Here is a 6,021-nt window from a genome sequence, read left to right as displayed (position 1 = left end):
ATCGAGCGTGCACTGGATGGCTTGGAAAATGAGTATGCTACAGTTACTGAGAATACACAGCGCGTAAAGGCTGAGAACCTGAAACCCGTTGAAAACCCCAAACGTATTATTCGCCGGCCAGCCCCGCCACCGCCACCACCTCCCCGTATGCGAAGCACCCGGCACCTGGTAGACAGCGCACCACCACGGTCCCTCACCAGTGCCATAGCTGAGCTGAACACAGCAGAAGAAAAGCTGAATAAGGTAGAACATGAGATCCTTGTGGTTACGATGCAGCGGGACCACGCGGCCCCGGGTATCCGGGGTAAATTATTCCGGCTCCGGTTCACAGCGAGATTACGCAAACTCCAGGCATACCGGGATGAAATCAGTCAATATCGGGAGTACTATTCGCTTCGGGTACAAAATGAACATGCCCGCTACGCGGAGACCCTGAAAGAGCTACAACGACGCCCTTTTTCCCAGCGATTGGGCCATAACCCTCAGACCGGACAATGGGAGCTGAAATCAGGGTGGGCCCCTGTGATGGAGACACTGGACGCTAATCTGCTTTTTGATCAGTTGCGTATCTTGCCATCCTCCGCAGAGCAATCCACCAACGAACAAAAAATGATGAGAGTGCAAGCATGGATAGATTCAATACCCGATCGCTGATACTGACCACACTGATACTCCTGCCCAGTGCAGGTGTGAGTGATCCACGCTATGCAAATGGCGACTACCGGGGAGACCTCATCCATCTGGGTGTGCGGGACCTCAACCCTAGGCTATCCCGGTTCACCACACCTGACCCAGCCAATCAGTTCGTCTCCGGCTACCAGTACGGCGCGGCTTCCCCCGTGACCTATGCCGACCCAAATGGCGCTATGATGGAAGTCGCAAGCATGATGATGATGGAAATCTCAGAAGATACCGCACCTCTCACGGATGCCCCCGAGAGCGCGGCAACAACGGAGCATACGCAGAAGCTGACTCCCAGTACCGAGGATACCCTCAAAGCCTCGCGAAACTCTGTTACACTACGGAAAAGCCCCCGTATGCGGGTACCGCCACAAGACCAGTGGGGTGCCCGCTACCTGCGGTTGCCGGAACCCATGAACACCACCATGCGCTTCCTCAACAGGACGGAATCACGCCTTTCCGACGTAGAAGCTAAGATGCAATTAAAAGCCCGTGAACGTGACGCGCTCCCATCCGGGTTCCGTAGCTATTACAAGCGCATGTCGCTTGAGCGGCAGCTACGCGACCTGAATGTCCAACGGTCCGAATACATCGATCAGAAGAAATACTACCGGGAACGGCTCATCGTCACGCGCGAACAAGCCTATGACCCGCGCTGGCCGAGAACTGATCCCTGGGTATCAACCTACAGGAAACCTCCTATCCATGAAATACCAACGCTGTCTGCCGCGCCCAAAAGAAAGTCTATCTGGGACCGAATCATCCACGTCCTCTCCCAGTATCCGGGGCGCAACTGGCACTACTGATGTGCTAAACTCAGGAAATGAGAACTACCATCCTAACCCTACTGCTATCCTGTACCGTATCAACCACGGTCGTGAGCGCCCCACGCTACGCCCAAGGTTCCTATACGGGGGACCTTATTATACTGGGACACCGGGAGCTGAACCCCAGACTTTCCCGGTTCATAGAACCCGACCCTGAGCAGGAATTTCAATCAGGGTATACCTACGGTGCCGGGATGCCCGTAACGTATGCCGACCCCAACGGTGACTGGATCTTTGAGCGCATTCGCGCCTTTATCGATCGGTACCTGGAAACAACCGAGCAGCACTCACTGGACTGGGAGGCTACACGGCCTATGGTGGGGGATACGCCGCAAGTCAGCACAAGTCGTTCGCGCGTTATCCTGACAGCCCGGCCCCAACCAAACGGTGCCGTAGCCATGCTGCCTCCCCTGGTAACTGTCGATGAGGAGCTTCAGACACTTCGGAACCTGACCCAACAGGATACTACTACGCTTATCGATATCGCCGATATGACCCCACGCGACAAAGAAATGGAACGCCTGCACCGGCTACAGAGACTGGAACACTACAATACCCGCGAAAGCATGGTACTCAAACGCAGCCAGCTTCAGTATAAAACCGCAATGAACCGGAGCGAATCCCTTACACTACAACGCCTCCAAAGTGAGCAGTTCCCCGACGACATCACACAGGAACAGATCGATAGGGCTTACGTAGGGTGGCGAAAACCCAAGAACCGTCGGAAGTACGCATCCTACCTGAGCAACTGGGCCATTAACTCCACAGCCGCTAAGGTACCCATGTTCTTTGAGCCCGCCTCAACCCGGTTCCAAATGCCTGCGAATGACGCACGGATACTCCGCCGTTGGTTGCCTACGCGTGAAGACGTGGAAAACATACTAAACCCCGGCAGATGAACACACGTTCACTCATTGCCGGGGCTACACTGGCGGGAATAGCCGGAATGGCTGCACTGAATACCGCGCACGTAACAACACCGCGTTTTGGTGGGCAGGTAGCCCACGGCCCCGTATACATCTTTGGCAAACGTGCCTATTCCTACAAGCTGTCCCGGTTCCTGACACCGGACCCTGCCAGATCCGAATACAGCAGCTATCTCTACGCAAAGGACAATCCCCTGAAGTTCCATGACAAGTCGGGAGAAATCGCCGTGGCCATCATTGCCTTCTTTACGGCACTGATAGGCACATCTGCCATATCCGCCTCCCTCGCAGGTGGTGCCGGGGGCGCTACGGCAGGAGCTGTGACTGCTGCAACGGCCTCCGCCACCGCAGCAGCTACTGCAACAGCAACTGCCACCGCGGCAGGCGTAGCTGCTGGGGAAGTGGCTGCTGTCACCGGGGCCGCTGCCGCAACTGCGGGTGCAGCCGCCACCGGCGTAGCAACCGGTGCTTCCGTTGCCGCTGAAACCGTAGCCACGGCATCCGCCGGCTGGGCAGTCATGGCAACCGGGGTTGAATCCGCTACAGCCGGTGCAGAGGCAGTGGGCCTATCCGGAGGTGCTGCCGTGATGGGCGATACTGCCGATGCTATCGCAGCTGAAGCTGTCACTGTATCGGCCACAGAAGACTCCGTGAGTATGCTTTCAGGCACCTTCGCAACCTCCTCCCTGGTGGATATAGGTGCTGAGAACACCACCAGCATCGCAGGGGAAGCCGTGATGGCCCCAGCCTCAGAAGCAAGCTTCGAAACCGCTATGGCTACCGCACCCGAAGAGTACGAAATGTCCCTTCTTGCGGGAACGCAGGAAGTAGCCCCGCTGGCAAACGCACAGATCCAGGCCATCGGCCAGTCAGTACCGGGGTTCACCACGCTAAACGCAGCTCAGGCCACCTATCAGTCCGAACTCCTGGAAACAGGAATTGCAACAACATCCTTCAATAGTGAGGCCATTGCTGGTACAATGACTGAAACCGAAATTCAGCAATCGGTGGAAACAGGTGTAGCTTACTCAGCGGATACAACATCACCACTGAGTACGGCAAGTACCGCCGGAACCGGGGTTACACCAGCTGTCCCACAGACCCGCGCCGCTATCTGGCTGGGAAGACTGAAACGGTTTGTTAGAGACTCAATCATTTTCATGGGCATCGATGAAAGCATCGAAATTCCTGCTCATGCCGCTAATCTTAAATAGGAGAAATACACATGCAACACGCAATTGATACCATCCGTACCCTGGTCCGTGTCTTCAAGAAGGACGCAAATAAAACACCATGCATGCTGCTCGATCTGGTAGACAGCACTTTGCAGGAGCTGAGTGATGCCCGACGCCCAGATCCTAAAGATGGTAAGACCTGGGTACGCCCAGAGGTCCCCAAAAAGGCCACTGGCGAGCGTGTTACCATTCGATCCGGCACCGCGCTGGATGTGATCGACCACATGGTGAATTCCAACCACGATAACCAACAGAGCAAACTGGATAAGATCGACGAATACGTTAAGATCGTTTCCCAAGTACTCTGCTAAACCAACATAGGGCCTTCTGCCGTCCCCAAAGCTCCACTGGGTCCTCCGGGTTAGCGACTCCCGGTGTCAGCGACGGTGGCGGCGAAGGCCCTACCTTTATCCGAATATAGGAGAAATGTTATGGAATCCGGATGTTTTGGACCTTCCCTTGGTCCACTTAAGCACCTCATCAACGATGTGCAGTATCACACTTTTAACATGTCAAACGTTACAGTATGCTTCCTGGCCCTGAAGGACGGCAACGGCTTAATAGGCATGAGCGACTTGCGTGGGAATGCGTTTACCAAAGAGGATAACGAGGCTGCCGCGCTCGAAGACGCGCTGGTTAAACTTATCCGTCTCAGACTCAATCAAACAGACACAGATTCAGAGAGTGTATCCTCAGTTAACTGTGTGCCTATTAAAGCGGTAGACGATACAAAACTCAATTAACCGAATATAGGAGAAGGGTCCGTCATAAGGCCCTACCTTCCAAACATGATCTTCGACGCAACTTCCTTCTTTGTCAGATCATCCCACTCCTGAATAGCATCATACAGACCGCTGGCAGTATCCAGCGCCTGGTCAGCACCACCTACCTGTGTCAGCACTGCTGCAAACTTCAGCACACCTATCACATCCCGCTTACTCACCTCAGCCTCTTCGTCCCAAAAGCTGGAAGATAACCGGCTCAAGGACATAACTCCGTGCTGTATCTCACCTATGACGGGCGTACTGCGGGATTGTCCCTGTATAGCAGCATTCACAATGTTCCCTAAGGGGAAAAGAGACAGTGTGCCGTCAGAAACCACGCGACCAAAAGTACTCAGAATATCCGAATCTTCATCATCTTCGTCATCTTCCCAGAGTTGCCGGATCAACTCCGCAGTAACCGCAGGGGCCATAGTGACCAGCATCAGCTGCAAATACCCGGCAGCTGTGCGCTTTGAACCGTACATCCGCGCCTGATTCAGAATACTGATCATCGGCGTCATGAACATCGTCAGCGTACGTAGCATGACATTCCGCTGGCGACGCATGATGAAGGCCAGGTCTCGCGCCTCACCGGATCCCTGTGTGCGGGTAACAAATGCTTCAGCGTACGTAATAGCGTCCTGCTCACTATTGCCATTTTTAATAGCCAGTGCCTTCGCCGTAATATAACTGGGTATATCCACAACATAGAACTGCATCACCCGAATAGGCAGCATCACAGCCTCATTCCACCGGATCAGCCGGGGATTCTCCCCCTCCATGTAGGAAAGCGCCTCAGCAATCTCCCGGTCATATGTATCGATTCTGGAAAGCATCACAGGGCTCTCGCCACGGATACCACGAACAACCTGCCCAGGCGACCGAATCAACTCTGCAAACGCCTTGAGCAGTGCCCCAGAAGACCCGCCAACCGACTTGATATCAACGGCCGTGTTATACAGGCCCAGTAATTGTTTTGGCACCGATGTAAACACCTTAGCGCCCAGTGCAACCACTACGACGCCATAACGCAACCGCTGAATAAGCTGCTCCAGCCACGTGATCTGCTCCATCCGCTTGTCCGATGCAATATCCTTCAACCACGAGCCCAGGTATTTAACCTCATGCTTCCCGGCTTTCTTCAGCAGAGCACCATGAACCCGCTCATCCGCCAGAACCTTCCGGACAGAATCCACAGCATCTGTGTGTGAGATGTAGTGGATCACCCGGTTGAAGTGGCTGAAGATCACAGACGCATCCAACAGCACCGGGTATATGGCATTCGTCCGCTCATAGGCAGCAGATGGTCTTACCAGCATACCGGGTGTCTGGCCGCCGTTCATCAGGGCCTCTGTGGACTCAAAGCGAGACAGGACATCCGCGCCAGCCGCATCCCTATCCATTACAAGAGGATAATACCCCCCGGCTACCGGACCATGCGGGGTCTCGATACGCAGCCCATCCACCGGTTGCAGATCCCGCCCATAGACCTTTCGGGTGACTTCGCGCAAAGGCTGAAACAGCATCTGCATGTGCTTCCAGATTGCCGAAACATGCTTCCATTCCTGCTCACCCAGCAAACCCATGA

Annotated in this window: 7 protein-coding genes; 6 read left to right on the top strand and 1 reads right to left on the bottom strand. The window is 54.7% G+C overall.

Annotated elements, in window-relative coordinates:
• From ACOCD2_RS01735 to ACOCD2_RS01710, 6 genes are all read left to right on the top strand, one after another.
• Window positions 1–654: hypothetical protein (locus tag ACOCD2_RS01735; RefSeq protein ID WP_419625586.1), on the top strand; the 654-nt coding region annotated here is incomplete at its 5' end.
• Window positions 627–1,487: a hypothetical protein gene (locus ACOCD2_RS01730; RefSeq protein ID WP_419601298.1), complete on the top strand. Its 861-nt coding sequence runs from the start codon at window positions 627–629 to the stop codon at window positions 1,485–1,487. The genes ACOCD2_RS01735 and ACOCD2_RS01730, both read left to right, overlap by 28 nt.
• 71 nt (window positions 1,488–1,558) lie before the next feature.
• Window positions 1,559–2,407 (top strand): hypothetical protein, encoded by an 849-nt coding sequence (locus ACOCD2_RS01725; RefSeq protein WP_419593884.1) that lies wholly within the window; start codon window positions 1,559–1,561, stop codon window positions 2,405–2,407.
• On the top strand, window positions 2,404–3,648 hold the full coding sequence (locus tag ACOCD2_RS01720; RefSeq protein ID WP_419601299.1) for an RHS repeat-associated core domain-containing protein: 1,245 nt from the start codon (window positions 2,404–2,406) through the stop codon (window positions 3,646–3,648). Before ACOCD2_RS01725 ends, ACOCD2_RS01720 begins: the two co-directional genes overlap by 4 nt.
• 11 nt (window positions 3,649–3,659) lie before the next feature.
• On the top strand, window positions 3,660–3,980 hold the full coding sequence (locus tag ACOCD2_RS01715; RefSeq protein ID WP_293815614.1) for a hypothetical protein: 321 nt from the start codon (window positions 3,660–3,662) through the stop codon (window positions 3,978–3,980).
• Window positions 3,981–4,100: 120 nt separating this feature from the next.
• Window positions 4,101–4,412 carry a hypothetical protein gene (locus ACOCD2_RS01710; RefSeq protein WP_419596041.1) on the top strand — a complete coding sequence of 104 codons (312 nt, stop codon included), beginning with the start codon at window positions 4,101–4,103 and terminating at the stop codon, window positions 4,410–4,412.
• Window positions 4,413–4,444: 32 nt separating this feature from the next.
• Here the strand turns inward: ACOCD2_RS01710 and ACOCD2_RS01705 are convergent, their stop codons facing one another.
• Window positions 4,445–5,776 (bottom strand): hypothetical protein, encoded by a 1,332-nt coding sequence (locus ACOCD2_RS01705; protein WP_419625584.1) that lies wholly within the window; start codon window positions 5,774–5,776, stop codon window positions 4,445–4,447.
• Between the last annotated feature and the right edge of the window lie 245 nt (window positions 5,777–6,021).

This window comes from Thiolapillus sp. (assembly GCF_048562965.1).
Classification (GTDB): Bacteria; Pseudomonadota; Gammaproteobacteria; order Chromatiales; family Chromatiaceae; genus Thiolapillus; species Thiolapillus brandeum_A.
This window is presented reverse-complemented; position numbering and strand designations above follow the sequence as displayed.